This window comes from Dechloromonas sp. ARDL1 (assembly GCF_051122455.1).
Lineage (GTDB): Bacteria > Pseudomonadota > Gammaproteobacteria > Burkholderiales > Rhodocyclaceae > Azonexus.
On the sequence record NZ_CP168939.1, the window covers coordinates 2103029 to 2129803 of the forward strand.

A 26775-nucleotide genomic window follows, 5' to 3' on the forward strand; every position below is an offset into this window, starting at 1 on the left:
GCGTTGATTGTTGGCATCGCTTGCCAGCTACCAGCGACTTGCAACGACTCTCAGCCGTCGTCGGACGGCGGGGCGACCTTGATGACCTCTTCAAGAGAGGTCTGCCCTTGTGCAACCTTCAAGGCGCCGGAAATGCGCAGCGGTCGCATGCCTTCGCGAAAAGCCTGCTCACGCAACTTGGGTATCTCGGAAATCGGCTTGATCTGCTTGCGGATTTCAGGCGAATTGAGCAGCACCTCGTAGATGCCCACGCGCCCGGTGTAGCCCGTCATCCGGCATTCGAGACAGCCGACCGGCTGCCATAGTTGCGCCGGCTCGGCCGATTTCCACGGTGCCACCAGCGCCCGCCAAGCGGCCCGCTGATCCTCGGTAATCGGCATCGCCTTCTTGCAATGCGGGCACAGCGTACGCACCAGGCGCTGGGCCATGACGCCGAGCAGGGTCGAATTGATCAGATAGGCCGGCACGCCGAGATCGAGCATGCGGGTGATTGCCGACGGCGCATCGTTGGTATGCAGCGTGGACAGGACCAGATGCCCGGTCAGCGCCGCCTGGATGGCCATTTCGGCAGTTTCCAGATCGCGGATTTCGCCGATCATCACGATATCCGGATCCTGGCGCATCAAGGCGCGCACGCCATCGGCAAACCCGAGGTCGATGGCGCGGTTGACCTGCATCTGGTTGAAGGCCGACTCGACCATCTCGATCGGGTCCTCGATGGTGCTTACATTGACTTCCGGCGTCGCCAACTGCTTCAGTGTGGTGTACAGCGTCGTTGTCTTACCGGAGCCGGTCGGGCCGGTGACCAGGATGATGCCGTTCGGCGACGTCGTCATCTGCTTCCAGCGTGACTGGTCGTCATCGGAAAAACCGAGCGAACGGAAATCGCGCACCAGCACTTCCGGATCGAAAATGCGCATGACCAGTTTTTCGCCGAAAGCCGTCGGCAGTGTGGACAAGCGCAACTCGACTTCCTGCCCGGCCGGCGTCCGCGTCTTGATCCGGCCATCCTGCGGACGACGCTTCTCGATGACGTCCATACGGCCGAGCAGCTTGATGCGGCTGGTCATCGCGTTCATCACCGCCATCGGGATCTGGTACACCTGATGCAGCACGCCATCGATGCGGAAGCGGACGATGCCCAGGTCGCGCCGTGGTTCGATGTGGATGTCGGATGCCCGCTGGTCGAAGGCGTATTGCCATAACCAGTCGACGATGTGAATGATGTGCTGATCGTTGGCATCGAAGGTCCTGTTCACCTTGCCCAGTTCAACCAGCTGCTCGAAGCTGGACAGGCCGCTCGTCACCTCGCCGCGTGCCGCCGCCTTCTTGACCGACTTGGCCAAGTTGAAGAACTCGACCAGATAACGCCCGATATCGTCCGGATTGGCCATCACCCGACGGATTTCCTTGCGCAGGATGTGCTGCAGCTCGGCCACCCACTCGCGGACGAAAGGCTCCGCGGTGGCGATCACCACCTCGCGCGTCGTAACCTGGACAGGCAGGATACCGAAGCGTGCCGCATAAGCGCTCGACATCACCTCGGCAACCCCGGTGAAGTCGATTTTCAGCGGATCGATGTGCAGGTAATCCAGACCGGTACGCCCGGCCAACCACTCGGTCAGGTTTTCCAGGTTGAGCAGTTGTGCGGGTGCCTTGTCGCTGCGCCATTTCTGGTCGGCGATAACGATCAGCGGATGGGTCTTGCCGCCATGCAGGCGGCGCTCGCTCTTCAGGGCGTCGGCCGTTTCGCGACCGACAAGGCCATCCTCGACCATCCAATCGACGACCTCGGCGAGAGTCAGGCGATGTTCGCCTACATTCCTGTCATTCATGCGCGGCAATATAGCATGCGGGTCGTAACGTTTTGTAACTCGCTTCCGGCATGTTTGCACTCCTTTACAACTTGATCGGAACCCATCCGAAACAACGCCTAAAATGAAGCCGTGACAACCGTCAATGAGGAGCGAAAAATGAAAAACCGTCTGATGATGATCGCCATCACACTCGCAGCTTCGCTGACCAGCCTAGCAGCCAGTGCTCAGCCAGGCCCCGGGATGGGAGGCATGAGCGGAATGGGCCCGGGGATGGCACAGGGCAATCCGCCCCGGGCAAGCGCCCAGCGGGACTGCAGCCGGGCGCTGAATCCGGCCGCCTGCAACGCTCATCGTGAAGCCCGTGCACAAGCGATCGAGGCCTGTAAAACCAATGTCGGCCCGCAGCGTCGTCAATGCCTGCAGCAGCAGATGCAGAATTTTGACTGCGCCCAAGCAGCCAATCCGCAGCAATGCGAGTCGCGCAAGATTGCCTACAAGGAATGCCAGAGCCAGACAGGGAGCGCTTTCCGCCAATGTGTTCAGCAGAAGATACCGGCGGTCGACTGCAGCAAGGCGCCCAATCCGGCACGTTGCGAGCAGCACCAAAAAGCCCGCACCGCCTGCCAGGACAAGCTTGGCCCAGAACACAAGGCCTGCCTGCGCCAGCAATTCAATACGCCATAAGGGAGATGGATGGCGTATCGCTCTCCACTACCCGAGGCGGGCTGCTCCAGGCAGCCCGCTAGCGTTGTCGTAGCGGCTTCAGCAAACCCGACAGTCCGTTGTGGTCGATCTCCTGCATCAAGGCCAGCAAACGGCCGATTTCTCCGGGCGGAAACCCTTCACGGGCAAACCAGTTCAGGTAGTGCCCCGGCAAGTCGGCGATTAACCTGCCTTTGTACTTGCCGAATGGCATCGTCCGGGTGATCAGCAGGAGCAGATCGTCGGGGTTCATCGGCCCTAGGCTCGCCACTGGTGATTGTGCCCGGGAAAATCGAGAACGCAGCCCGGCGACAGCAAGCACGCAATGCGACGCCCCCTGCTTCCCATCTGCACATTCCCCTTCGGGATAAAGCGCATTGCACGGTGATCAATCATCGGCCTCCGAAAGGCCACAATACCGAACGACGGGATGATTCTGGAAGTGGAGTTCTGCATGACAGCGGAGCGAAGTGGAACAGCCGCAAGCATACCCGCTCGGCCCGCCGATGCCTCTGAGAATGCGAGGCTTCTGTAAAATCCCGAAATTCGCTCAACTTGCAATCGCATGCGCCCCACGCCACCTCCCGACTATCTTGCCGGTTATCCCGTCCATCTGGTCGACTCGGTACGCCACGCCATTGCACAAGGGCGCTTGGGCGGGGCTCTGCTCGAAAAATATCCACTGACCCACGATATACGTACTGACAGGGCGCTGTACGACTACGTGCAGGCTATTCGCAATCGCTATCTGAAAACCACTGCACCGGTCAGCAAGGTCGCCTACGACAGCAAGTTGCAAACGCTAAAAAAGGCGCTGGGAACCCACAGCACGGTTGGCAGGATACACGGTGGCAGGATCAAGGCCAAACGGGAAATACGCGTTGCTGGATTGTTTCGTGAAATGCCGGACGCATTCCTCCGCATGATCGTCGTGCATGAATTGGCCCATCTCAGGGAATCGGAACACAACAGAAGTTTCTACCAGCTCTGCCTGCACATGGAGCCTGATTATTTCCAGCTGGAATTCGATCTGCGCGCTTATCTGAGCTACCTGAATGCTGGCGGCAAGGCACTCTGGACACTATCGCCAGCCGCCTGACGGCTTAGCATTGGAGAATGCAAAAAGGCCGCCTGAACAGGCGGCCTTTGATCGACGCAAACCGATTATCGGCTACGGCGAAGTGAAATCACTTCGCCGACAAGGCCATCATCAGGTCATTGATGCGCTTGACGAAACCAGCCGGGTCGTCCAGTTGCCCGCCTTCAGCCAGGGTGGCCTGCTCGAACAACAGGGCAGCCCAGTCGTCGAAGCGCGTCTCCTCGTACTTCAGGCGCATCACGGCCGGATGTTGCGGATTGATTTCGAGGATCGGCTTGACGTCCGGTGCCTTCTGGCCGGCTGCCTTCAACAGGCGAGCCAGGTTGCCGGAGGGATCGTGCTCGTCGGAAACCAGGCAGGACGGCGAATCGGTCAAGCGATAGGTCACGCGCACGTCCTTGACCTTGTCGCCGAGCGAGGTCTTCACCTTTTCCAGCAGATCCTTGTACTCGTCGGCGGCCTTCTCGGCTTCCTGCTTCTCGGCTTCGTCTTCCAGCTTGCCGAGATCCAGGCCGCCCTTGGCGACGGACTGCAACTGCTTGCCATCGAACTCGGTCAGATGGCCCACGACCCACTCGTCCACGCGGTCGGACAGCAGCAGGACCTCGATCCCCTTCTTCTTGAAGATTTCGAGATGCGGGCTGTTCCTGGCGGCATTAAAGCTATCGGCCGTCACGTAGTAGATCTTTTCCTGGCCTTCCTTCATGCGGGCGATATAGTCGGCCAGCGAGACGACCTGCTTGTCGCCGTCACCATGCGTCGACGCAAAGCGGATCAATCCGGCAATCTTGTCCTTGTTGGCGTGGTCCTCGCCGACACCTTCCTTGAGAACAGCGCCGAAGGCTTCCCAGAACTTGGCGTACTTTTCCTTGTCTGCCGCCTCGTCGCTAGTAGCCAAGCCTTCCAGCATGGACAGCACCTTGCGCGTGCAACCGCTGCGAATGTTGTCGATGTCCTTGCTCTGCTGCAGGATTTCGCGCGAAACGTTGAGCGGCAGGTCGGCCGAATCGACCACCCCGCGCACGAAACGCAGGTACAGCGGCATCAACTGTTCGGCATCGTCCATGATGAAGACGCGGCGCACGTAGAGCTTGATGCCGTGGCGAGCGTTGCGGTCCCACATGTCGAACGGCGCGCGGGCCGGGATGTAGAGCAGCTGCGTATATTCCTGCTTGCCTTCGACGCGGGCATGGGTCCAGCACAGGGGATCTTCGAAGTCATGGGCGACATGCTTGTAGAACTCTGTGTATTGCTCGTCGGTAATATCCGATTTGCTGCGCACCCACAACGCGTTGGCCTGATTGACCGTCTCATCCTCGTCGGTCTCGATCTGCTCGCCGTCCTTCCACTCCTCCTTCTTCATCATGATCGGCAGCGTGATATGGTCGGAATACTTGCGAATGATCGATTTCAGTTTCCAGCCGCTCAGGAAATCGTCTTCCCCATCACGCAGATGCAGGATGACATCGGTACCGCGCCCGGACTTTTCGACCATCTCAACGGTGTATTCACCCTCGCCCGCCGACTCCCAGCACACGGCCTGATTGGCCTCGACACCGGCACGACGGGAAATTACGGTGACCTTGTCGGCAACGATAAATGACGAATAGAAGCCGACGCCGAACTGGCCGATCAGATGCGCATCCTTGGCCTGGTCGCCGGTCAGCGCCGAAAAGAATTCCTTGGTACCGGATTTGGCGATGGTACCGAGATGAGCGACCGCCTCATCGCGGCTCAGACCGATACCGTTGTCGGAAATAGTCACCGTACGTGCGGCCTTGTCGAAGGCGACGCGTATCTTCAACTCCGAATCGTCACCATAGAGCGCGGCATTATTCAGCGCCTCGAAGCGCAGCTTGTCACAAGCGTCGGACGCATTCGACACCAGTTCGCGTAGGAAGATTTCCTTGTTGCTGTACAAGGAATGGATCATTAGGTGCAGCAGCTGCTTGACTTCCGTCTGGAAGCCGAGCGTTTCGCGATTTGCGGTTGCAGACTCGGACATGCGAGAAACTCCCATCATTCAAAACAAAACGTAGGTTTGGATATGGGGCCAAGCGCCTCGAATTCAAGTCGTTATTTTTCGATTGTTCATCGATGGCCGCCAAAGCGGGTTATTGCCGTTATTGATCTAGGCAGTCTCTAGCTTTTTCGCGGTGCCAAAGCACAAAGCCCCAGACGGCTGACCGGCTGGGGCTTTGAATGGGGAGTCTGGCGTTGACCTACTTTCGCGAGCGGAAGCTCACTATCATTGGCGCGATGCTGTTTCACGGTCCTGTTCGGGATGGGAAGGGGTGGTACCAGCAGGCTATTGACGCCAGACGTAACTTGTAACGCTGCGGTTGCAGCGCAAAACTGGAAGAAGGTGTTGTGATTGTTGGTATGAGTTGTTGTAGAGATCCAAGGTTATAGGATCAAGCCGTACGGGCAATTAGTATCAGTTAGCTTAACGCATTACTGCGCTTCCACACCTGACCTATCAACGTCGTGGTCTTCGACGACCCTTCAAGGAGTTCAAGACTCCGGGATATCTCATCTTAAGGCAAGTTTCACGCTTAGATGCTTTCAGCGTTTATCTCTTCCGAACATAGCTACCCGGCGATACGACTGGCGTCATAACCGGTACACCAGAGGTTCGTCCACTCCGGTCCTCTCGTACTAGGAGCAGCCCCCTTCAAATATCCAGCGCCCACGGCAGATAGGGACCAAACTGTCTCACGACGTTTTAAACCCAGCTCACGTACCTCTTTAAATGGCGAACAGCCATACCCTTGGGACCGGCTACAGCCCCAGGATGAGATGAGCCGACATCGAGGTGCCAAACACCGCCGTCGATATGAACTCTTGGGCGGTATCAGCCTGTTATCCCCAGAGTACCTTTTATCCGTTGAGCGATGGCCCTTCCATACAGAACCACCGGATCACTATGACCTGCTTTCGCACCTGCTCGACTTGTGGGTCTCGCAGTCAAGCACGCTTTTGCCATTGCACTTTATGGGCGATGTCCGACCGCCCTAAGCGTACCTTCGTACTCCTCCGTTACCTTTTGGGAGGAGACCGCCCCAGTCAAACTGCCTACCATGCACGGTCCCCGGTCAGGATTCACTGACCAAGGTTAGAACCTCAAACAAATCAGGGTGGTATTTCAAGGACGACTCCACCGAGACTAGCGTCCCGGTTTCACAGTCTCCCACCTATCCTACACAAACCGGTTCAAAGTCCAATGCAAAGCTGCAGTAAAGGTTCATGGGGTCTTTCCGTCTTGCCGCGGGGAGATTGCATCTTCACAAACATTTCAACTTCGCTGAGTCTCAGGAGGAGACAGTGTGGCCATCGTTACGCCATTCGTGCAGGTCGGAACTTACCCGACAAGGAATTTCGCTACCTTAGGACCGTTATAGTTACGGCCGCCGTTTACTGGGACTTCGATCAAGAGCTTGCACCCCATCACTTAATCTTCCAGCACCGGGCAGGCGTCACACCCTATACGTCCACTTTCGTGTTTGCAGAGTGCTGTGTTTTTATTAAACAGTCGCAGCCACCATTTCACTGCAACCCCATCGGCCTTCGAGAGTAAATCTCTACAACCTACCGGGGCACACCTTCTCCCGAAGTTACGGTGTCAATTTGCCGAGTTCCTTCTCCTGAGTTCTCTCAAGCGCCTTAGAATTTTCATCCTGCCCACCTGTGTCGGTTTGCGGTACGGTCAACTCTAGACTGAAGCTTAGTGGCTTTTCCTGGAAGCTTGGTATCAATCACTTCAGCACCGTAGTGCCTCGTCGTCACGCCTCAGCTTAGCCCCCCGGATTTGCCTAAGGGGCACGCCTACACGCTTAAACCAACTATTCCAACAGTTGGCTGACCTAACCTTCTCCGTCCCCACATCGCATCTAGAATCGGTACAGGAATATTGACCTGTTTCCCATCGACTACGCTTTTCAGCCTCGCCTTAGGGGCCGACTCACCCTACGCCGATGAACGTTGCGTAGGAAACCTTGGGCTTTCGGCGAGGGAGCTTTTCACTCCCTTTATCGCTACTCATGTCAGCATTCGCACTTCTGATATCTCCAGCATCCTTTACAAGACACCTTCACAGACCTACAGAACGCTCCCCTACCATATCTTTCGATATCCGCAGCTTCGGTGCACAGTTTGAGCCCCGTTACATCTTCCGCGCAGGACGACTCGACTAGTGAGCTATTACGCTTTCTTTAAAGGGTGGCTGCTTCTAAGCCAACCTCCTAGCTGTCTATGCCTTCCCACCTCGTTTCCCACTTAACTGTGTCTTGGGGACCTTAGCTGGCGGTCTGGGTTGTTTCCCTCTTGACAATGGACGTTAGCACCCACTGTCTGTCTGCCACACTCGCACTTTCCGGTATTCAGAGTTTGCCATGGTTTGGTAAGTCGCGATGACCCCCTAGCCATAACAGTGCTTTACCCCCGGAAGTGATATGTGACGCACTACCTAAATAGTTTTCGGGGAGAACCAGCTATTTCCGGATTTGTTTAGCCTTTCACCCCTATCCACAGCTCATCCCCTAACTTTTCAACGTTAGTGGGTTCGGACCTCCAGTACCTGTTACGGCACCTTCATCCTGGCCATGGATAGATCATCCGGTTTCGGGTCTACGCCATGCTACTAAACGCCCTTATCAGACTCGCTTTCGCTACGCCTCCCCTATTCGGTTAAGCTCGCAACATAACGTAAGTCGCTGACCCATTATACAAAAGGTACGCAGTCACCCCACAAGGAGGCTCCCACTGTTTGTATGCATGCGGTTTCAGGTTCTATTTCACTCCCCTCCCGGGGTTCTTTTCGCCTTTCCCTCACGGTACTGGTTCACTATCGGTCGATCACGAGTATTTAGCCTTGGAGGATGGTCCCCCCATGTTCAGACAAGGTTTCACGTGCCCCGCCCTACTTTTCGCTAACTTAGTACCACGGATCTGTTTTCAAATACGGGGCTATCACCCACTACGGCCGGACTTTCCATTCCGTTCTCTTAACAGTTCCGCTATCACTAGCAGGCTCTTCCCCGTTCGCTCGCCACTACTTGGGGAATCTCGGTTGATTTCTTTTCCTCCGGCTACTTAGATGTTTCAGTTCACCGGGTTCGCCTCCTGACCCTATGTATTCAGATCAGGATACTCATTGCTGAGTGGGTTTCCCCATTCGGACATCGGGGGATCAAAGCTTCATTGCCAGCTCCCCCCCGCTTTTCGCAGGCTTGCACGTCCTTCATCGCCTGTGATCGCCAAGGCATCCACCACATGCACTTAGTCGCTTGATCCTATAACCTTGTGCTCTCGTTAGAGAGCGGCTACAGGCAACTCATTTGTGCTGTCTCGTACTAGCTGTAATACGAGAACAGATGCAATCACAACGTGTATCAGCAGCTCATCACTGCGATACACAACCTTCTTCCGTTTTGTTAAAGAGCGTAGCAATTTGATTTCTCAAAAGCCAAAGATAAACATCGCTGCTTATCTTTGGGTTTTGGTGGAGGATGACGGGATCGAACCGACGACCCCCTGCTTGCAAAGCAGGTGCTCTCCCAGCTGAGCTAATCCCCCGTAAAGCATGCATTACTTTGTTGCTCGGTCAGTTGCATAGCGCTGCTATGCGGCCTTTCCTTGCGCCTCGTACTGCAAGCTTTCTTGATGACGTTGGTGGGTCTGGTTGGAATCGAACCAACGACCCCCGCCTTATCAAGACGGTGCTCTAACCGACTGAGCTACAGACCCTCGTCTGTTTGCTACTTCTGAACAACCGATAAGTTGTGGGTGCCAGGATGCTTCTCTAGAAAGGAGGTGATCCAGCCGCAGGTTCCCCTACGGCTACCTTGTTACGACTTCACCCCAGTCACGAACCCCGCCGTGGTAAGCGCCCCCCTTGCGGTTAGGCTACCTACTTCTGGCGGAACCCGCTCCCATGGTGTGACGGGCGGTGTGTACAAGACCCGGGAACGTATTCACCGCGACATGCTGATCCGCGATTACTAGCGATTCCGACTTCATGCAGGCGAGTTGCAGCCTGCAATCCGGACTACGATCGGCTTTCTGGGATTGGCTCCACCTCGCGGCTTGGCAACCCTCTGTACCGACCATTGTATGACGTGTGAAGCCCTACCCATAAGGGCCATGAGGACTTGACGTCATCCCCACCTTCCTCCGGTTTGTCACCGGCAGTCTCGTTAAAGTGCCCAACTAAATGATGGCAATTAACGACAAGGGTTGCGCTCGTTGCGGGACTTAACCCAACATCTCACGACACGAGCTGACGACAGCCATGCAGCACCTGTGTTCCAGCTCCCTTTCGGGCACTCCCAAATCTCTCCAGGATTCTGAACATGTCAAGGGTAGGTAAGGTTTTTCGCGTTGCATCGAATTAATCCACATCATCCACCGCTTGTGCGGGTCCCCGTCAATTCCTTTGAGTTTTAACCTTGCGGCCGTACTCCCCAGGCGGTCAACTTCACGCGTTAGCTACGGTACTAAATGGTTTTACCCACCCAACACCTAGTTGACATCGTTTAGGGCGTGGACTACCAGGGTATCTAATCCTGTTTGCTACCCACGCTTTCGTGCATGAGCGTCAGTATCGGCCCAGGGGGCTGCCTTCGCCATCGGTGTTCCTCCACATCTCTACGCATTTCACTGCTACACGTGGAATTCCACCCCCCTCTGCCGTACTCTAGCTTCGCAGTCACAAAGGCAGTTCCCAGGTTGAGCCCGGGGATTTCACCTCTGTCTTACGAAACCGCCTGCGCACGCTTTACGCCCAGTAATTCCGATTAACGCTCGCACCCTACGTATTACCGCGGCTGCTGGCACGTAGTTAGCCGGTGCTTCTTATTCCGGTACCGTCATCCACACAGGGTATTAACCTATGCGATTTCTTCCCGGCCGAAAGAGCTTTACAACCCGAAGGCCTTCTTCACTCACGCGGCATGGCTGGATCAGGGTTGCCCCCATTGTCCAAAATTCCCCACTGCTGCCTCCCGTAGGAGTCTGGACCGTGTCTCAGTTCCAGTGTGGCGGATCATCCTCTCAGACCCGCTACAGATCGTCGCCTTGGTAGGCCTTTACCCCACCAACTAGCTAATCTGATATCGGCCGCTCAATCAGCGCAAGGTCTTGCGATCCCCTGCTTTCCTGCTCACAGAATATGCGGTATTAGCGTAACTTTCGCTACGTTATCCCCCACTGAAAGGTACGTTCCGATACTTTACTCACCCGTTCGCCACTCGCCGGCGGACCGAAGTCCCCGCTGCCGTTCGACTTGCATGTGTAAGGCATGCCGCCAGCGTTCAATCTGAGCCAGGATCAAACTCTTCAGTTCAATCCAACAAACTCGCAAATTCACTGACGGTAGATTTCTCTACCTCGATGGATTGCTCCATCTTTTTTCACCAGTGCGTTTGCCTTAATACTCTTTTGCAACTTGCGTCGCTTCGCATCAAGACACCCACACTTATCGGTTGTCCAATTTGTTAAAGATCAGTGCCGCGCCGTTTCGTTCGATTCGTCAGCAGCAGAGAGGCGAGATTATGAAGCACCCCCCAACTCCAGTCAAGCTACTTCAGAAATTATTTTTCAACAACTTCGAAATCCCTTGACCCCCTGCACCGCCGAAAAACCCCGTCGCTGCAGAAGAGGTGCGCATTATATAGAGACTAAACTTGCCGTCAACACCCTTTTTCGACTTTCTTTTCAATAAACCGATTTTTGTTCAATCTATCTCTTCGTATACCACTTCGAGGATGTCGATCTCCCTCACACCGACCGGACTCTGGAAACGAATCGAATCACCTTCCCGATTTTTGATCAAAGCCCGGGCTAGCGGCGATATCCAACTAATCCTTCCGCGCAGCACGTCCGCCTCATCGACACCAACGATGGTGTAGGTATTTTCTTGCCCACCCACATCGGCGATGGTAACCCTGGCACCGAAGAAGATCTGGTCGTTGTCGCCCTGACGAAGGGGATCAACGACCTCGGCCAGATCGAGGCGCTTGCTCAGGAAACGAATACGTCGATCAATCTCCCTGAGGCGACGCTTGCCATATATATAGTCACCATTTTCCGAGCGGTCGCCATTGGAAGCAGCCCAGGCCACAATTTCGACGACGTGAGGACGCTCGCGCTTGACGAGGTTTTCCAACTCTTCCCTTAGCCGGGCATGGCCGGCCGGAGTAATGTAATTGCGGGTACCGGGCGGGAGCTTCAGCGACGGCTCGAGTTGCTCCTCATCGTCACCTTCGCTCTCCCGCACAAACGCCTTGTTCATCAGTACCCGATGCTGTAATGCTCGACATCGACACGGATCAGGTCGCGACCAAGCAAGGCTGCTGTGTATTTGGCGAATTGATCGGCCCAAGCACTTTGCTGCTGAAAACGATTTTCACCCGCATACTTGGCGACACTGAGAATGCGATCAACTGCAAGAATTTTTCCCGTCGGGGTGGCAACATCGCATTCGAGAACGCGGAATTCATGATCGAACCACTTCCGCGCCTCATCGGGCGCCGCGCCACCGGAAAACTTGAAATCGAACTCACTGTCTTTCCCGAACGATACAATTACATGATGCTGCATCTCTCTCTCCTCCGTTGATTTGTTCAAGGTATTCTAGCAAAACAAAGGAAGCCATCAGGAGACGAACATGTCACTTCACCCGCTGACCGAAGTCGAAATCAGCGACCTTCGAAATCAACTGCATGAGTTGCAGGTCGAGCATCGTGACCTTGATCTGGTGATCACTCACCTGATCGACAAGCCGCCTCCGGATGAGTTGCTTGTTCGGCGCCTAAAGAAAAGAAAGCTATTGTTGAAAGATCGCATCCTGCAACTGGAGCAGATGCTGGTTCCGGACATTCCGGCCTAATCGTCGTGGCGCGGCGGAACGCGAAAAAATATCCAGTAGACGCCACCGATCAGCCCCGCCAAGGCCAGTTCCCACAAAACAGGAAACTGCCAGACCAGCCCTGCCAGCAGCGCCAGCAGGGCCGAAAACAAAACCCAACGAAGAATCAAAGCACCAGGGTGCCGAGGTACCAGGCAACTGCCGCCATGGCAGCACTACACGGAATGGTCAGTATCCACGCCCAGACGATGCCGCCGGCAACCCCCCAGCGCACACGACGAGCACCGCGCGTCGAACCGACACCAGCGATGGCACCGGTAATAGTGTGGGTAGTAGAAACCGGGATACCAAAGGCTGTTGCCAGAAACAGGGTGGCCGCACCGCCGCTGTTGGCGCAGAAACCACGCGCCTGATTGAGTTTGGTGATGCGATTGCCCATGGTCTTGACGATGCGCCAGCCACCGAACATCGTACCCAGCCCCATGGCCGAGTAGCAGGCCAGAACGACCCAACCGGGAATGTGATCAGAAGTATGGGAATATCCGGTCGCGATCAGCAGCATCCAGATGATGCCGATGGTCTTCTGTGCGTCGTTACCGCCGTGTCCCAGGCTGTAGGCTGCTGCGGAAATCAGCTGGAACCGCCGAAAATGCTTGTCGACCTTGCGTGGCGCCATTTTCCGGCAAATCCACGACACCACGACCATCAACAGACCGCCCATGACAAATCCCAAAAAGGGCGCAACAAAGATGAAGGCAACGATCTTCAGCACGCCAGCCGTGATCAGTCCGTCGACACCTGCTTTCGAAACCGCGGCACCAACCAGGCCACCAACCAGCGCATGTGACGAGGACGAGGGGATGCCGTAGTACCAGGTGATGATGTTCCAGATGATGGCCCCGACCAAGGCGCCAAATACGACGTAATAGTCGACGATCGCCGGATCGATGGTCCCCTTGCCGATGGTCGAGGCGACCTTCAGCTGAAACAGGAAATAGGCCAGGAAGTTGAATGCCGCAGCCCAGATGACTGCGTGATGCGGTTTGAGAACCCGGGTCGAGACGATGGTCGCAATCGAATTGGCTGCATCGTGAAAGCCGTTCATGAAATCGAACAGCAAGGCCACGAAAACCAGGGTTCCGACAACCCAGATGCTGACTTGCACGGTATCCATGCCGCGCTACCCGATCAGGAGTTTTCGAGGACGATGGCTTCGACGGTGCCGGCCACGTCCTTGCAGCGATCGGTGACCGATTCGAGTATCTCGTAAATCTGCTTGAGCTTGATGACCTCGCGGACATCCGGTTCGTCGCGGAAGAGCTTGGACATCAGGCTGCGCAAGCCGCGATCGGCCTCCGACTCGAGCTCGTCGATTTCGTGGCAGAACTTGAGGATGGCCGGTGCGTTATCCATGCTATGCAGCAATTTGACGACCGATTCGACCGCGCGGCAGCACTTTTCGGTGACAGCAGCCATTTCCTTGGCTTCCGGCGGTACCCTGCGGATATCGTACAGGGACATGGATTCCGCCACATCCTGGATGATGTCCAGGATATCGTCCATACCGCTGATCAATTGATGGATCTCGTCGCGGTCGAACGGCGTGATGAACGACGTGTGCAGTTGCGACAGGGTGTCATGGGTAATATCGTCCGCCTTGCGCTCCAGGTTGTCGATCTCCTCCGCAAAACGACCCGCCTGATCCGGCTGGTCGACCAACGCGCCGATCAGGTTCGACAAGGCTTTGCCGCCTTGCGTGATCAGCTCCGCGTGAGCGTTGAAAAGATCGAAATACTTGCCCTCTTTGGGCATCAAGCGACCGAACATGACAGTTCCGTTAAGTGATTGTTACAGTCCGCCATTCTAGCATGGCAGCCTGAACCTTCCTTGACCAACACTGACTAAGACCAATTGGTGGATATAAAATGGAGCATGTCCGGAAACCACCTATCTGCCGACACCTTCGGCGACCGCTTCGAATTGTCGGCGCTGCCGCTGTCTCGCCCTCCGGCCGGCTACGCGGTCCAGCAGCTTGACTCAGACCTGCTCCTCGATCGCCGCACGGGTGAACTGCTCCCCATACGCACTCAAGGGCTCGCCGCGCTGTTCGCCAGCTTCGACGACGCCTTCGAAGCGGCCAGTCAATGGGTGCTCCAGCATTGCGACGACCCGACCGAGCACCATCTTGCAATCGTCCCAGCCGGCTACGATCCTGTTTTCGAACGCCCCATCCTGATTTACGGCGTCCTCTGCGGCCAACCCTGATTATTGGAGACATACATGACCACGATTCAGTATCGCGCCCTCGGCAAATCCGAGCTGACCGTCCCGGAAATCTGCCTGGGCACGATGACCTTCGGCGAGCAAACCGGCGAGGCTGACGCCCATGCGCAACTCGACTTCGCCCTGGCACATGGCGTCAATTTCATCGACACCGCCGAAATGTATGCGGTGCCACCGCGTGCTGAAACCTACGGGGCGACCGAAACCATCGTCGGCAACTGGCTCAAGCGCCAGCAACGCGACAAGATCATCCTGGCCACCAAGATCGCCGGTCCGGCACGCAGCCTGACCTGGATACGCAACGGCCCACAAGCGATGGACCGCACCAACATACGCGCCGCCATCGAAGGCTCGCTGCGGCGTTTGCAAACCGATTACATCGACCTCTACCAACTCCACTGGCCGGAACGCAACCAGCCGATGTTCGGGCAATGGCAGTTCGACCCGAAGGCCGAGCGCGGGGGCACGCCGATACGCGAACAGCTTGAGGCATTGGCCGAGCTGGTGCGCGAGGGCAAGATACGTTATGTCGGTGTTTCGAACAAACACGCCTGGGGCCTGATGCAGTTCGTTCGCCTTGCCGACGAATTGGGCTTGCCGCGCATCGTGTCGACGCAGAACGCCTACCATTTGCTCAATCGGACTTTCGAGACTGGTCTGGCCGAGATATCCCATCGCGAACAAATCGGCCTGCTCGCCTACTCGCCACTCGCCTTCGGCCACCTGACCGGGAAATACCTTGCCGATCCGGCGGCGCCCGGCCGCCTGACCCAGTGGCCCTTCTTCGGCCAGCGTTACACCAAGCCCAACGTCGCCCCGGCGGTTGCCGCCTATGCCGCGCTGGCTCGCCAGCACGATCTGACACCGACGCAACTGGCGCTCGGCTTCGTGCGCTCCCGCTGGTTCGTGGCCAGCACCATCATCGGCGCCTCGTCGCTGACACAACTGCAGGAAACCCTGCCCGCCACGCTGACGCCGCTTTCCGATGAAATCCTGGCGGCCATCGACGCCATACACCTGCAATACACCAACCCTGCCCCCTGATGGAATCCCTCTTCCTGCGACTGGCCGAGGCACTGGCCACCACCGACATCGCCCGCAAACTCGCGCTCACAGCCTCGCTCGCCGACGATTGGGCCAACGCCCGCCTCGATTGGCGCGACACCGGCGAAGTCGAACTGCACTGCGGCATTCCGGACAAGCCGGAACTCGTCCCGCCCAAGCGGGTTCCCCAACGCAGCCCGCAGACGGAAGAAGGTCGCGCTCGGCTGCTGCACGCCATCGTGCATATCGAGTTCTCGGCAATCAATCTGGCGCTCGACCACGCCGCCCGCTTCCGTGGCCTGCCCGAGGAATACTACGCCGACTGGATCGGCGTCGCCGCCGAGGAGGCGTACCACTTCACCATCCTGCGTGAACGCCTGAACAGCCTCGGCTACGACTACGGCGATTTTCCGGCGCACGCCGGGCTCTGGGAAATGGCGATGAAGACCGCCGACGACCCACTGGCCCGGATGGCGCTGGTGCCCCGCCTGCTTGAGGCACGTGGCCTGGATGCGACGCCACCGATCCAGCGCCGCCTCGAACAAGCCGGCGACGAAGCCAGCGCCCGCGTGCTGGACATCATCCTGCGTGACGAAATCGGCCACGTTGGCCTCGGCGATCAATGGTTCCGCCGCTTGTGCGCCGAGCGCGGTGTCGAACCGGAAAGCACCTATCGCGAGCTGTTGCAAAGCTTCAAAGCACCTCGCCCGATCCTGCCGATGAACGAATCGGCACGCTTGCAAGCCGGCTTCAGCGCCGCCGAACTGGCGGCCCTCGCGGAAAAAGTGTAGAATAATCAGTTCAATGCGTTGATGTTTCGCCCGCAGTCATTCCGAGCAGCCCCCGGTTTTGTAGGTTCTTGTGCAGGATTCACCCCATTGATTCATTCCCCGGCATGGCTGCGTCGGGGTCACCCAGGCCGCCCGACCATCGGGCCAATCCGTCGCCAGTTATAACAACACGCAGGGCGACGAGGAAAGGAAACAGCATATGTCGACATCCGTCGAAAGCTTTGCCGAGCTCGGCTTGAGCGAGTCGCTTCTCAAAACGCTCAGCGAAATCGGTTACGAAACCCCCTCCCCCATCCAGGCGCAGTGCATTCCCATCCTGCTCGACGGACACGACATCCTGGGCATGGCGCAGACCGGCACCGGCAAGACCGCCGCCTTCGCGCTGCCGCTGATGGAAACCATCGACGTCAAGACCGTCAAGCCGCAGGCCCTGATCCTGACGCCGACGCGCGAACTGGCCATCCAGGTTGCCGAAGCGCTGCAAAGCTACGCCAAGAACCTGCCGGGCTTCCATGTGCTGCCGATCTACGGCGGCCAGAGCTACACCATCCAGTTGAAGCAACTGGCACGCGGCGCCCATGTCATCGTCGGTACGCCGGGTCGCGTCATGGACCATCTGGAGCGCAAGACGCTGAACCTCGACCACCTGAAGACCATGGTCCTCGACGAAGCCGACGAAATGCTGCGCATGGGCTTCATCGACGACGTCGAATGGATTCTCGAACGCACCCCGGAACAGCACCAGACCGCGCTGTTCTCGGCCACCATGCCGGAACAGATTCGCCGCGTCGCCCAGAAGTACCTGGTCGAGCCGCGTGAAATCAAGATCAAGTCGGCCACCGCCACCGTCGCCGCCATCCGTCAGGTTTACTGGCAGGTCAGCGGCATGCACAAGCTGGATGCGCTGACCCGCATTCTGGAAGTCGAGGACGATTTCGACGCCGCCATCATCTTCGTGCGCACCAAGACGGCCACCGTCGAACTGGCCGACAAGCTCAACGCCCGTGGCTACGCTGCTGCTGCCCTGAACGGCGACCTTAACCAGCAGATGCGCGAACGCGTCATCGAGCAGTTGAAGTCCGGCGCCCTGGACATCGTCATCGCCACCGACGTCGCCGCCCGCGGTATCGACGTGCCGCGCGTCAGCCACGTGGTCAACTACGACATTCCGTACGACACCGAAGCCTACGTGCACCGTATCGGCCGCACCGGCCGCGCCGGCCGCAACGGCAACGCCATCCTGTTCGTCGCGCCGCGCGAAATCCGCATGCTGCGCACCATCGAGCGCGCCACCCGCCAGCCGATCGCACCGCTGACCCTGCCCAGCCGCGCCGACGTGACCAACAAGCGCGTCGCCGACTTCAAGGCCAAGGTCGCCGAGGTGCTCAACGCCGAAGGCCTGGAATTCTTCGCCAATATCGTCTCGCAGATCGCCGAGGAGCAGAATGTCGGCGCCGAGGAAGTCGCCGCCGCGCTGGCCATGATGGCCCAGGAAAACAAGCCGCTGCAGATCGCCGGCGAAGACCCGCGCCCTGCACCGGCCCCGCGCGACAGCCGCCCGGGCGTTTTCGGCGAGCGCGAGCAGCGCAGGCCGCGATTCGAGGACCGCGGCGAGCGTCCGCGCTTTGAAGACCGTGGCGAACGCCCCCGCTTCGAGGATCGTCCGCCGCGCTCCGAGCGCCCGCCGCGTCCGGCACCGGCCGGCGATATGGTGCGCTACCGCATCGACGTGGGCCGTGAACATGGCGTCGAAGTGCGCGACATCGTCGGCGCCATTGCCAACGAAGCCGGTATCGAAAGCCGTTTCATCGGCCGCATCGGTCTCTATGAAGAATCGAGCACGGTCGAGCTGCCTGCCGGCATGCCGGCCGAAGCCGCCAATGCGCTGAAGCGCACCCGCATCCGCGGCGTGCCGATCAACCTGCGCCAGGACGAAGGCCGTCCGGGCGGCAGTTTCGGCGGCGAGCGGAAATTCGACGGCGACCGCAGTTTCAAGAAAAAGAAATTCGATCGCTGAGACGCAACAGCAGTCAACTAAAGCCACGGCATGCCGTGGCTTTTTTTTCCCCGGAATCTGGGAGCAATCGCCCCGAAACAAATGTGCTCTCATGCTTCTTTCGGTGCGCAAGCGCCCGTTCCACGACTGACACCGCATCCCGCCAAGGCCTGACTCCATCAGGCTTTGCGACGGCAAAACCGTGTTGCTATTTGCGCTATTTCCGGCATCCCGCGCCTTGGCAAAATCGCTCTCACCGGCTACTGTTAGCGCGCCATAAGGTTTTGAAAAAACACAAAAACTTTGGAGACAAACCTTGAAACCATCCACCCAAGTCAACACAGCGCCGCACGGTGGCCGTCTTTTCCTGCTCGTTGCATTGGCCTTGACGGCATTTGCCGCAAACTCGCTGTTCTGTCGTGTTGCACTGCGTGGCACAGGCATCGATGCCGCCAGCTTCACGGGTGTGCGCATCATCTCCGGTGCCATCACCTTGTTACTCATTGTCTGGTGGCGTCAACGCCGTACCGCTCGCCTCCCATCAGGCAGCTGGCGCTCCGCTCTGGCCCTCTTCGTCTATGCCGCTGGATTCTCCTATGCCTACCTGCAACTATCGGCAGCCGTTGGTGCGCTCTTGCTGTTCGGGGCAGTACAGCTGACCATGATCGGTTTTGGCCTCTGGTCAGGCGAACGTCTCCGCCCCCAACAAACCATCGGCCTCCTGCTCGCTGTCTCCGGACTGATCGGGCTGCTCCTGCCGGGACTCACCGCACCGCCGCCATTCAGCGCCGCGCTAATGATGATCGCCGGTGCTGCCTGGGGTATTTATTCCCTGCGTGGCCGTGGCGCAGCAAACGCCACTGAAACCACCGCCGGAAACTTTCTGCGGGCCATTCCCTTCGCCCTGGCCCTGAGCGCCGTCACCTCCAGCACACTCGTTGCCGACGGCCCGGGCATCGCCTATGCCGTCGCATCGGGCGCCCTCGCATCGGGGCTCGGATACGCCATCTGGTACGCAGCACTGCCGGGACTGACAGCGACTTACGCCGCCACAGTGCAACTCAGCGTGCCGGTACTGGCCGCACTGGGTGGCGTGGTCTTTCTCGGCGAGGGAATCACGCCGCGCCTGATGCTCGGTTCGTTGGCCATCCTTGGCGGCATCGCCCTGGTGATCGCCGCCCGGCGACGAAGCTGAAGCCCCGGATTCGAAGGCACATTACCCAGCACAGTACCGAACTGCGCCAGCCGGCACTGTGCCCATTCCAATTCAACCCGGCTGTATCTGTTATCGCGCGCCAAACAGGGGAAAAATCGACCATCTATTCATATGGAGTCGCCATGAGTTCGCTCGCCATCCCCCTGCCCGAAACGCCACCAGCCACCGGCAGCACAGAGCGCATTCCCGGCAACAAGGGCATCTGGGTCGGCATCACCTGCGAGTTCGTCGAATTCCTGGTCCTCTTCGCCGTCTACTTCGTCGCCCGGGCGCACTTTCCCGAATCCTTCGAGGCAGGGAGCGAAAAACTGTCGCGGCTTGCGGGGACCGTCATCACCTTGTTGATGGTGACCAGCAGCTTTTTCATCGCCTGCTCAGTGGTTGCCATCCGTGCCGACAAGCGCAGGCAGTCGCTCTACTGGCTGATTGCAGGGCTGGTGCTGGCGATCGGCTACCCGGTCGCCAAGTATTTCGAGATCCAGTGGAATCTGGCGCACGGCATCAATGGCGAGTCCGGCATTTTCTTCACGGTCTACTATTACCTCACCTTCAACCATCTGGTGCACGCCACCTGGGGCATTCTGGGAATACTCTGGGTTCTGGCCCGCCACCTAACCGGCGGCTACTCGGCCGAGGATTACGCTGGTCTGGAGGCGCTGGCCAGCTACTGGCATGCCACGGACATCATCTGGCTGGTCATCTTTCCCTTCTTCTACGTTCTGGTGTAAGCATGAGTCCGCTCCAAACCGCTCCATCGACAGCCTACACTCCCCTGGTAAAAACCTGGCTGGCGCTGGTTGGTCTGACCTTGATCAGCGTCCTGCTCAGCGAGTACCTGCACGGTGACGCCTGGTTACAACTGCTGGTTGCCGCCATCGTCTGGATCAAGGGCGACCTGATCGCCAGGCATTTCATCGAGACACGCCTTGCCCACCCCTTCATTCGCCGCGTCACCCATGCCTTTGTCGCTTTCACACCGCTTGCCCTGGTGCTGACGGCCTTCTTCGGCAAGGAGTTTGCACGCATTGCGTCGCTCTGAGAAAGCCCCCCGGGTACGTCAGCCCGGCAGGCGGGAATGGTTCTGCCAGGCGGGTTGCCAGGCATAGTCGCCGAAAGCCGTCAGGGCTGCCTCGAGGTCTTGGTCATCCCGCAACACAAAGGCGCTGAATCCGCAGCGCTCGAGGAAGTACAACTGGTCGCGCAAGACGTCGCCGACCGCGCGCAATTCGCCGGCAAAGCCATAACGCGAGCGCAATAGCCGGCCGGTCGAATAGCCCCTGCCGTCGGCAAAAGCTGGAAAATTGACCGCTATCAGCGGCAGCCGCTTGAGATGAGGCAGCAGTGCGTCTGGATCGTCGTTCGGCCCGAGCAGGACACCGATGGAGGCCTGGCTGTCCGCAAGAGCGGCAACCTGGGCCAGGTAAATTGCCAGGGGCAGAATGGCCTTTACGCCCTTGCCCAGGAACATGGCGGACGCGACATCCGGCGTCGCCAGGGTCTCCCAGGCATCTTCGACGATCGCGCCATCCTTAATGATTCGCTTCATGGGCGCCTCCGCCATACACGGCAATCTTGAACGGCCCCAGGCCGACACGTTCGACGGTGTCGATAAACGGCTCCTCGTCGTGGCGCAGCCGGATGTAGGTCTCGAGCAGGGACTGGACGGTATCCGGAATGTCGGCTGCGGCAAACGCGGGACCAATGACCCGGCCGATATGCGAACGATTCCCGGCACGGCCGCCGAGGGTGATCTGGTACCACGCCTCGTTGTTCTTATCGACGCCGAGAATTCCGATGTGCCCGATATGGTGGTGGCTGCAGGCATTGACGCAACCCGAGATATTCAGCGCCAGCGGCCCGAGGTCGAAGAGGTAATCGAGTTTGTCGAACCGTTCCTGGATGGCCTTGGCGACCGGGATGGACCGGGCGTTGGCCAGGGAGCAGAAATCGCCGCCGGGGCAGCACACGATATCGCTCAGCAAGCCCGCATTGGGGGTGGCCAGGCCATGGGCGCTGGCGACGGCCCACAGGGCGAACAGATTCCCCCGGGCAACGTAGGGCAGAAGCAGATTCTGCGCATGCGTGACCCGAACCTCCCCGGCGCTGAAGCGCTCAGCCAGTTCCGCAACGAGATCCATCTGATCGGCAGTGGCATCTCCCGGTGGCATGCCAGTTTTCTTCAGTGTGAGGGTAACGATCCGATAGCCGGGCTGGCTATGCATCGCCACGTTGCGCGCCACCCAGCGCGCATAGGTGCGGTTATTGCGCAGTGCATCTGCATCGGCCGCGTCGAATGGAGATCGCGTGAGTAGAGGCGGGTCGCTGAAAAAGGCTTCCATGGCAGCAAAACCGGCTTCGGAAATCGTATTCGGCCCGTTTATCTCGTGAGCCCATTCCTTCTCGACCGCCTTGGCGAATTCTGCGAGGCCCAGGTCCTTGACCAGTATCTTGATGCGCGCCTTGTATTTATTGTCGCGCCGGCCGTAGCGGTTGTAGACCCGGAGGATGGCCTCAAGGTAATTGATCAGTTCGGCGCGCGGCAGGAAGGGCTTGATGCACTGCCCGACCATTGGTGTCCGCCCGAGGCCACCGCCGACATGGATTGCGAACCCCGGCCGGCCGTCGGCATCGCGTCCGGCCAGCGCGCCGATGTCGTGAAAACGCACGGCTGCCCTGTCTTCCGCGCCGCCAGCGATGGCTATTTTGAACTTACGAGGCAGGAACAGGAATTCCGGTGCCAGCGTCGACCACTGGCGAATGATTTCGCAGTAGGGCCGCGGATCGAAGACCTCGTCTTCAGCCACCCCGGCGAACGGATCGGTGGTGACGTTGCGGATGCAGTTGCCCGAGGTCTGGATGGCATGCATCTGTACCTTGGCCAGCTCGGCCAGGATGTCGGGCACCTCGGCCAGGCGAACCCAGTTGAACTGGATGTTGCAGCGGGTAGTGAAATGGCCGTAGCCCCGATCCCAGGTCCGGGCGATCCTGGCCAGCGCCCGCATCTGCTGACTGGAGAGGGTGCCGTAGGGAATGGCCACGCGCAGCATCGGCGACTGGCGCTGGACATAGAGCCCGTTCTGCAGACGCAGCGGGCGGAAGTCATCCTCGCTCAAGCTGCCGTTCAGGAAGCGCCGCGTCTGGTCGCGAAACAAGGCCACCCGGTCATCCACCAGGCGTTGATCGATGGGGTTGTAGATGTACATGGCGAATGTTGGGGCGAGGAAAATTACGGCAAGGCGAAACTGCTTTTTTCGACGACCCTGATGGCAGGGTCGTCGGCAGCTTCGATGGAAAAAGTCACCGGCTGGATGCCGGACAAGCCGCTGTCGGCTGGAGCCGATACGGTCAGCGACACCGGCCGGATACTGCCCGGCTCGGCGCTGAAACGCGCGTCACCGACGATCCGGGCGCCCGGTACCCCGGAGACGCGAACAACGAACTCACGCGGCACCTCAGCGAGATTCATCAGCTTCAGGGTATAGGCGTTCTCAATCTCCCCTTCTGTCGTTTCCCGCAACAAGGCGCCGCGGTCACGCAACACATCGACCAGCAACAGCGAGCGCTGGTCCAGGGTCCACGCGCCGATGCCGCAGAAAAGCAGCAACAGCAGCGCATACGCGCCGATACGCGGCCGGACGTACCACGGCCGGTGTTTTTCCGGAGCGACCAGCGCCGTTTCCGAAGAGAAGCGGATCAGGCCGCGCGGAACGCCGATCTTGTCCATGACCTGATCGCAGGCATCGATGCACAGCCCGCAATTGATGCACTGATACTGCAAGCCGTCGCGAATGTCGATGCCGGTGGGGCAAACCTGAACGCAGATCCCGCAATCGACGCAGTCCCCGGTTGTCCCGGCCTGGCGCCGGCTGCTGCGCGGTTCGCCGCGCTGGCGGTCGTAGGCCACGTTGCTCGTCGCCGGATCGAACATCACGCCCTGGAAACGCGAATAGGGGCACATGTGCTGGCAGACCGCCTCGCGGGACAGGCCAGCCTGGACATAGGTGAAAGCAGCGTAGAAGATCAGCCAGAACGCCTCCCAAGGGCCGGTATTCAGCGCCCAAATGCTAGGCAGCAACTCCCGGATCGGGGTGAAGTAACCGACGAAGGTCACCGCCGTCCATAGGGCAACGATGGCCCAGATACCGTGCTTTGCTGTCTTGAGCAGCAGCTTGCGCGGCGTCAGCGGACCGGCATCGAGGCGCAGGCGCGCCAGATGGTCACCCTCGACCTTCGCCTCTATCCAGGTGAAGATGCTGGTATAAACGGTCTGCGGGCAGGCAAACCCGCAAAACAGGCGCCCAGCAAGGGCGGTGACCAGAAAGAGCGCCGTCGCCGCGATGATCAGCACCAGCGCCAGCAAGAGCGCATCCTGCGGCCAGAGCACCAGGCCGAACAGATAGAATTTTTCGTGGGCAATATCGAATAACACCGCCTGCCGAACCGAACCGGCAGTATCCCAATTGACCCAGCACAAACCGTAGAAAATGGCCTGGGTCAGCCATACCATGCCCCAGCGCAGCGTGTTGAAGCGCCCCGCTACCGCCTTGGCGTGGATTTTCCCTTTCTTTCGATAGAGTTCGAGCTTCGCTTCGCGAACCTTGCTGACCGGCCTGTCCATGTCGTTTCCCTAGTTTGATGACTGGACATCAGTAAATCACCGGGGCCTGATCGATAACAGATGCAGCTAATTCAATTTCAAATAGACACAGATATCAGGATAGCGTCGATACCAGATGACCGAGCGTGGCGACGGCCCGCTGCATCACTTCGGTTTGCGGGTGGCCGAAATTGAGGCGAATGCAGTTGGCGAATTCCTTCTTCGCTGAAAAGATCGGCCCTGGCGCGATGCTGATTCCCTGATCCAGCGCCATGCGGTGTAGCTTGAGCGCATCGACGGACTCCGGCAATTCCAGCCACACGAAGTAGCCGCCAGCCGGTCGGGCCAGGCGGGTCGAGCCGGGAAAGAAACGCTCGACGCCTTCCAGCAACATCGATTCCTGTAGCTGGAGTTGCTGCCGCAAGCGCCGCAAGTGATGATCGTAGCCGCCGTGCTTGAGGTATTCGGCGACAGCAATCTGGACCGGGGTCGTCGTCGCCAGGGTCGTCGCCAGCTTAAGGCGCACGATCTTCTCGGCGTAGCGACCCGCTGCGACCCAACCTAGGCGATAGCCAGGCGCCAGGCACTTGGAAAACGACGAAATGTGCATGACATGATCGGCCCTGGTTACCACCTTGCTACACAGCGGCGGCTGCGGGCCGAAATACAGTTCGCCATAAACGTCATCCTCGATCAACGGCACGTCGTGACGGGCCAGCAAGTCGATCAGATGGCGCTTGCGCTCCTCGCTGACCAGGCTGCCGGTCGGATTACCAAAGTTGAGCATCAGCAGGCAGGCTTTTATCGGATGGTGGCGCAGCGCATCCTCCAGCGCCTGGATGCTGATCCCCTCGCGCGGATGCGACGGAATCTCGATCACCTTGAGGCCCAGCCGCTCACTCGCCTGGAGCCCCGCGTAGAAGGTCGGCGACTCGATGGCGATGAGATCGCCGGGCTGGGTCACGGCTTGCAGGCACAGGTTGATCCCCTCCATCGCGCCGGAGGTGACCACCACCTCGTCGGTCGCCACGCCCGCGCCGCGCGACAGGTAGCGCAGCACGATCTGGCGGCGCAATTCCTCGTTGCCGGGTGGCAAGTCGGTAACCGTTGACAGCGGATCGAAGCGCCGCGCCGCCTGGCAGAGAAAACGGCCGAGCTTGTCGAACGGGAATAGGAAGGGGCTGGGAAAGCTGGACCCCAAGGGCACGACCGCCGGGTCCTTGACGCTGTTCAGGATCTGGAAGATGAAGTCGCTAACCTGAAGCGATGTCGAATTACCCACCGGATGGCTCATTTCCGGCTCGCTCAGGTTCTGTCCAAGGCGAGCGCGAACGAAGTATCCAGATTTTGGCCTGGCCTCGATCAAGCCTCGGCTCTCTAGCAGGTAATAGGCCTGTGTCACCGTCACCGGACTGATGGTGTGCGTCCGACACACCTGTCGAACTGAAGGCAGGCGATCGCCTGGCCGCAATACGCCATCGACAATCAACTTTTCCGTTTCGTACGCAAGACTCTGATAGCGCACCATGCCTACATCTCTCCCTCGATCATATTTGCCGGAACCCGCATGATGCCTCAGCAGGCAGCCCTCGACATCGATTCATCCCGACCAAAGCGCAGGCACCCCTTCTGCAGGTTGTCCACCGAGGGAACATGAATGGCCGGCCCGACGACTTCGATGAGCCCTTTTCGCCGCATGTCCTGAAGAATCCTGGAAAAATGCTGGGGCGTCAGCCCAAGCCACGAGGCCAGGTCCGTCTTGGTGATGGGCAGGACGACGCTCAGTGAGGCCTGGCGCGGCGACGCCTCCGTCACATGGGAGAGCAGAAAATCGGCAACCCGCTCATGGCCGGCCTTGAAGTTGGATTCGATGTCCTGAATCAGACCATGTACCTTGCGCGCCATGCCCCCCAGCAATCGCCGAGAGAGCAACGGCGACTCGACCAGCAACACGAAGACAGCCTGTTCCGGAATATGGAACAACACCGCATCCGAAGCGGCCTGCGCGGTCGTGTCGTACCCCTGCTGCAGCAGGACGGGTACCTCTGCCAGGAAATCCCCGCGCACAGCGACGTGGAGAATTTTTTCGTTTCCGGCACGACTCACCTTGAATACCTTGACCAAACCATCGATCAGCAGGTACAGGCCTTGGGCGGGGTTCCCGGCATGAAATACATAGCGATTTCGAAGCACGACCTGCCGGCTGATACCCTCCAAGGGGAAACGCGCCTGGAACGACGCGATGCACTCCTCCATTTCCTTGCACTGCTGTTCGGTCATCCTCCCCCCCGCACGCCGAGCCCCCCCCGGAAATCCGGGGCTGCTTTCGCAATACCGGGCAGTACACCAGAACGCGGGATACAA

22 protein-coding genes, 2 tRNA genes and 3 rRNA genes are annotated in these 26775 nt (G+C 58.8%); 10 read left to right on the top strand and 17 right to left on the bottom strand.

Annotated elements, in window-relative coordinates; genetic code table 11:
* Nucleotides 1-50: 50 nt before the first annotated feature.
* Entirely contained in the window at nucleotides 51-1835 is a 1785-nt protein-coding gene (locus tag AB6Q56_RS10360) for a GspE/PulE family protein (protein WP_434516967.1), read from the bottom strand.
* Nucleotides 1836-1973: 138 nt separating this feature from the next.
* Here AB6Q56_RS10360 and AB6Q56_RS10365 point away from each other — a divergent pair, with 138 nt between their 5' ends.
* Entirely contained in the window at nucleotides 1974-2501 is a 528-nt protein-coding gene (locus tag AB6Q56_RS10365) for a hypothetical protein (RefSeq protein WP_434516968.1), read from the top strand.
* 58 nt (nucleotides 2502-2559) lie between these two features.
* On the opposite strand, the gene AB6Q56_RS10370 is transcribed toward AB6Q56_RS10365, so the two are convergent.
* Complete coding sequence (locus AB6Q56_RS10370) at nucleotides 2560-2772, bottom strand: DUF3820 family protein (protein ID WP_434516969.1); 213 nt, start codon at nucleotides 2770-2772, stop codon at nucleotides 2560-2562.
* A 312-nt stretch (nucleotides 2773-3084) separates the two neighbouring features.
* Between AB6Q56_RS10370 and AB6Q56_RS10375 the strand changes: the two genes are divergently transcribed.
* Entirely contained in the window at nucleotides 3085-3618 is a 534-nt protein-coding gene (locus AB6Q56_RS10375; RefSeq protein ID WP_434516970.1) for a YgjP-like metallopeptidase domain-containing protein, read from the top strand.
* An 88-nt stretch (nucleotides 3619-3706) separates the two neighbouring features.
* On the opposite strand, the gene htpG is transcribed toward AB6Q56_RS10375, so the two are convergent.
* From htpG to AB6Q56_RS10415, 8 genes are all read right to left on the bottom strand, one after another.
* Nucleotides 3707-5623 carry a molecular chaperone HtpG gene (gene htpG / locus AB6Q56_RS10380; protein WP_434516971.1) on the bottom strand — a complete coding sequence of 639 codons (1917 nt, stop codon included), beginning with the start codon at nucleotides 5621-5623 and terminating at the stop codon, nucleotides 3707-3709.
* A gap of 204 nt (nucleotides 5624-5827) precedes the next feature.
* Nucleotides 5828-5940 (bottom strand): 5S ribosomal RNA (rrf, locus tag AB6Q56_RS10385).
* 88 nt (nucleotides 5941-6028) lie between these two features.
* A 23S ribosomal RNA gene (locus tag AB6Q56_RS10390) occupies nucleotides 6029-8909 on the bottom strand.
* A gap of 207 nt (nucleotides 8910-9116) precedes the next feature.
* Nucleotides 9117-9192: transfer RNA gene (locus AB6Q56_RS10395), tRNA-Ala, on the bottom strand.
* A gap of 94 nt (nucleotides 9193-9286) precedes the next feature.
* Nucleotides 9287-9363: transfer RNA gene (locus AB6Q56_RS10400), tRNA-Ile, on the bottom strand.
* A 59-nt stretch (nucleotides 9364-9422) separates the two neighbouring features.
* Nucleotides 9423-10960, bottom strand: a 16S ribosomal RNA gene (locus AB6Q56_RS10405).
* The 16S, 23S and 5S rRNA genes sit together here with 2 tRNA genes alongside, the layout of an rRNA operon.
* A 390-nt stretch (nucleotides 10961-11350) precedes the next feature.
* The gene (gene greB / locus AB6Q56_RS10410; RefSeq protein ID WP_434516972.1) at nucleotides 11351-11908 is read right to left on the bottom strand and encodes a transcription elongation factor GreB; all 558 of its coding nucleotides are present in this window, start codon (nucleotides 11906-11908) and stop codon (nucleotides 11351-11353) included.
* Complete coding sequence (locus tag AB6Q56_RS10415; RefSeq protein WP_434516973.1) at nucleotides 11908-12216, bottom strand: hypothetical protein; 309 nt, start codon at nucleotides 12214-12216, stop codon at nucleotides 11908-11910. The genes greB and AB6Q56_RS10415 overlap by 1 nt, the downstream gene beginning before the upstream one ends.
* A 67-nt stretch (nucleotides 12217-12283) precedes the next feature.
* Between AB6Q56_RS10415 and AB6Q56_RS10420 the strand changes: the two genes are divergently transcribed.
* Nucleotides 12284-12505 carry a DUF465 domain-containing protein gene (locus AB6Q56_RS10420; RefSeq protein ID WP_434516974.1) on the top strand — a complete coding sequence of 74 codons (222 nt, stop codon included), beginning with the start codon at nucleotides 12284-12286 and terminating at the stop codon, nucleotides 12503-12505.
* A gap of 145 nt (nucleotides 12506-12650) precedes the next feature.
* Here the strand turns inward: AB6Q56_RS10420 and AB6Q56_RS10425 are convergent, their stop codons facing one another.
* Both AB6Q56_RS10425 and AB6Q56_RS10430 read right to left on the bottom strand, forming a co-directional pair.
* Entirely contained in the window at nucleotides 12651-13658 is a 1008-nt protein-coding gene (locus tag AB6Q56_RS10425; RefSeq protein WP_434516975.1) for an inorganic phosphate transporter, read from the bottom strand.
* Nucleotides 13659-13672: 14 nt separating this feature from the next.
* Nucleotides 13673-14311, bottom strand: a complete 639-nt coding sequence (locus tag AB6Q56_RS10430) for a DUF47 domain-containing protein (protein ID WP_434516976.1) — start codon at nucleotides 14309-14311, stop codon at nucleotides 13673-13675.
* 105 nt (nucleotides 14312-14416) lie between these two features.
* On the opposite strand from AB6Q56_RS10430, the gene AB6Q56_RS10435 reads away from it, so the two are divergent.
* The 7 genes from AB6Q56_RS10435 (at nucleotide 14417) to AB6Q56_RS10465 (ending at nucleotide 20853) form a co-directional block, all read left to right on the top strand.
* Nucleotides 14417-14749, top strand: a complete 333-nt coding sequence (locus AB6Q56_RS10435; RefSeq protein WP_434516977.1) for a hypothetical protein — start codon at nucleotides 14417-14419, stop codon at nucleotides 14747-14749.
* A 24-nt stretch (nucleotides 14750-14773) separates the two neighbouring features.
* Nucleotides 14774-15811 (top strand): NADP(H)-dependent aldo-keto reductase, encoded by a 1038-nt coding sequence (locus AB6Q56_RS10440; protein ID WP_434517151.1) that lies wholly within the window; start codon nucleotides 14774-14776, stop codon nucleotides 15809-15811.
* Nucleotides 15811-16602 carry a ferritin-like domain-containing protein gene (locus AB6Q56_RS10445; protein WP_434516978.1) on the top strand — a complete coding sequence of 264 codons (792 nt, stop codon included), beginning with the start codon at nucleotides 15811-15813 and terminating at the stop codon, nucleotides 16600-16602. Before AB6Q56_RS10440 ends, AB6Q56_RS10445 begins: the two co-directional genes overlap by 1 nt.
* 199 nt (nucleotides 16603-16801) lie before the next feature.
* Nucleotides 16802-18619 carry a DEAD/DEAH box helicase gene (locus AB6Q56_RS10450; protein WP_434516979.1) on the top strand — a complete coding sequence of 606 codons (1818 nt, stop codon included), beginning with the start codon at nucleotides 16802-16804 and terminating at the stop codon, nucleotides 18617-18619.
* 295 nt (nucleotides 18620-18914) lie between these two features.
* Entirely contained in the window at nucleotides 18915-19793 is an 879-nt protein-coding gene (locus AB6Q56_RS10455) for a DMT family transporter (protein ID WP_434516980.1), read from the top strand.
* 143 nt (nucleotides 19794-19936) lie between these two features.
* The gene (locus tag AB6Q56_RS10460) at nucleotides 19937-20542 is read left to right on the top strand and encodes a cytochrome c oxidase subunit 3 family protein (protein WP_434516981.1); all 606 of its coding nucleotides are present in this window, start codon (nucleotides 19937-19939) and stop codon (nucleotides 20540-20542) included.
* A gap of 2 nt (nucleotides 20543-20544) precedes the next feature.
* A complete protein-coding gene (locus AB6Q56_RS10465) occupies nucleotides 20545-20853 on the top strand; it encodes a hypothetical protein (protein ID WP_434516982.1) in 309 nt (102 codons plus the stop codon).
* A gap of 18 nt (nucleotides 20854-20871) precedes the next feature.
* On the opposite strand, the gene AB6Q56_RS10470 is transcribed toward AB6Q56_RS10465, so the two are convergent.
* The 5 genes from AB6Q56_RS10470 to AB6Q56_RS10490 all read right to left on the bottom strand — a co-directional run bounded on the left by AB6Q56_RS10470 (nucleotide 20872) and on the right by AB6Q56_RS10490 (nucleotide 26691).
* Nucleotides 20872-21360 carry a DUF934 domain-containing protein gene (locus AB6Q56_RS10470; protein ID WP_434516983.1) on the bottom strand — a complete coding sequence of 163 codons (489 nt, stop codon included), beginning with the start codon at nucleotides 21358-21360 and terminating at the stop codon, nucleotides 20872-20874.
* The gene (locus AB6Q56_RS10475; RefSeq protein ID WP_434516984.1) at nucleotides 21344-23017 is read right to left on the bottom strand and encodes a nitrite/sulfite reductase; all 1674 of its coding nucleotides are present in this window, start codon (nucleotides 23015-23017) and stop codon (nucleotides 21344-21346) included. The genes AB6Q56_RS10470 and AB6Q56_RS10475 overlap by 17 nt, the downstream gene beginning before the upstream one ends.
* 23 nt (nucleotides 23018-23040) lie before the next feature.
* Nucleotides 23041-24432 (bottom strand): cytochrome c oxidase accessory protein CcoG, encoded by a 1392-nt coding sequence (gene ccoG, locus AB6Q56_RS10480; RefSeq protein ID WP_434516985.1) that lies wholly within the window; start codon nucleotides 24430-24432, stop codon nucleotides 23041-23043.
* Nucleotides 24433-24526: 94 nt separating this feature from the next.
* A complete protein-coding gene (locus tag AB6Q56_RS10485) occupies nucleotides 24527-25939 on the bottom strand; it encodes a PLP-dependent aminotransferase family protein (protein ID WP_434516986.1) in 1413 nt (470 codons plus the stop codon).
* 47 nt (nucleotides 25940-25986) lie between these two features.
* Complete coding sequence (locus AB6Q56_RS10490) at nucleotides 25987-26691, bottom strand: Crp/Fnr family transcriptional regulator (protein WP_434516987.1); 705 nt, start codon at nucleotides 26689-26691, stop codon at nucleotides 25987-25989.
* Between the last annotated feature and the right edge of the window lie 84 nt (nucleotides 26692-26775).

Coding starts and splice junctions, on each gene's coding strand:
- AB6Q56_RS10360 (WP_434516967.1), bottom strand. CDS start 1,835: ATGAATGACAGGAATGTAGGCGAACATCGCCTGACTCTCGCCGAGGTC.
- AB6Q56_RS10365 (WP_434516968.1), top strand. CDS start 1,974: ATGAAAAACCGTCTGATGATGATCGCCATCACACTCGCAGCTTCGCTG.
- AB6Q56_RS10370 (WP_434516969.1), bottom strand. CDS start 2,772: ATGAACCCCGACGATCTGCTCCTGCTGATCACCCGGACGATGCCATTC.
- AB6Q56_RS10375 (WP_434516970.1), top strand. CDS start 3,085: ATGCGCCCCACGCCACCTCCCGACTATCTTGCCGGTTATCCCGTCCAT.
- htpG (WP_434516971.1), bottom strand. CDS start 5,623: ATGTCCGAGTCTGCAACCGCAAATCGCGAAACGCTCGGCTTCCAGACG.
- greB (WP_434516972.1), bottom strand. CDS start 11,908: ATGAACAAGGCGTTTGTGCGGGAGAGCGAAGGTGACGATGAGGAGCAA.
- AB6Q56_RS10415 (WP_434516973.1), bottom strand. CDS start 12,216: ATGCAGCATCATGTAATTGTATCGTTCGGGAAAGACAGTGAGTTCGAT.
- AB6Q56_RS10420 (WP_434516974.1), top strand. CDS start 12,284: ATGTCACTTCACCCGCTGACCGAAGTCGAAATCAGCGACCTTCGAAAT.
- AB6Q56_RS10425 (WP_434516975.1), bottom strand. CDS start 13,658: ATGGATACCGTGCAAGTCAGCATCTGGGTTGTCGGAACCCTGGTTTTC.
- AB6Q56_RS10430 (WP_434516976.1), bottom strand. CDS start 14,311: ATGTTCGGTCGCTTGATGCCCAAAGAGGGCAAGTATTTCGATCTTTTC.
- AB6Q56_RS10435 (WP_434516977.1), top strand. CDS start 14,417: ATGTCCGGAAACCACCTATCTGCCGACACCTTCGGCGACCGCTTCGAA.
- AB6Q56_RS10445 (WP_434516978.1), top strand. CDS start 15,811: ATGGAATCCCTCTTCCTGCGACTGGCCGAGGCACTGGCCACCACCGAC.
- AB6Q56_RS10450 (WP_434516979.1), top strand. CDS start 16,802: ATGTCGACATCCGTCGAAAGCTTTGCCGAGCTCGGCTTGAGCGAGTCG.
- AB6Q56_RS10460 (WP_434516981.1), top strand. CDS start 19,937: ATGAGTTCGCTCGCCATCCCCCTGCCCGAAACGCCACCAGCCACCGGC.
- AB6Q56_RS10465 (WP_434516982.1), top strand. CDS start 20,545: ATGAGTCCGCTCCAAACCGCTCCATCGACAGCCTACACTCCCCTGGTA.
- AB6Q56_RS10470 (WP_434516983.1), bottom strand. CDS start 21,360: ATGAAGCGAATCATTAAGGATGGCGCGATCGTCGAAGATGCCTGGGAG.
- AB6Q56_RS10475 (WP_434516984.1), bottom strand. CDS start 23,017: ATGTACATCTACAACCCCATCGATCAACGCCTGGTGGATGACCGGGTG.
- ccoG (WP_434516985.1), bottom strand. CDS start 24,432: ATGGACAGGCCGGTCAGCAAGGTTCGCGAAGCGAAGCTCGAACTCTAT.
- AB6Q56_RS10485 (WP_434516986.1), bottom strand. CDS start 25,939: ATGGTGCGCTATCAGAGTCTTGCGTACGAAACGGAAAAGTTGATTGTC.
- AB6Q56_RS10490 (WP_434516987.1), bottom strand. CDS start 26,691: ATGACCGAACAGCAGTGCAAGGAAATGGAGGAGTGCATCGCGTCGTTC.